General features: G+C 44.6%; 1 pseudogene. It reads right to left on the bottom strand.

Annotated elements, in window-relative coordinates:
* Positions 1 to 276 (bottom strand): annotated as a pseudogene (locus tag AC6CH7_RS26535) (hypothetical protein); the annotation flags it as partial.

Genomic DNA, 276 nt, shown 5'->3' with positions numbered 1-276 from the left:
GTGACCACCCCGATTAAAAGTAACCGCCTTCTTTACCCGGTAGATCGCCGCCTGTATGGCTAGTCTCCGGTGTAAAAACTCTTCCTTATTACCAATAGTATGTTCATGGCTGCCAATTTTAACGGTAACGGGGTGTTCAATAGATAAGGATGCTTCAGCAATGACAGAAGTATCCAAACGATGTTGCTCCTTTTCAATCTCAATGGCGGCCAGCAAAAAGATTTTACCCTGATCCAGTTGGATATGGCTGGCACGAAGTTTTAGGGTGCCATTTAA

The organism is Pedobacter sp. GQ55 (genome assembly GCF_059758925.1).
Note: the sequence above shows the minus strand (reverse complement) of the source record. Positions and strands in the feature narration are given on the sequence as shown.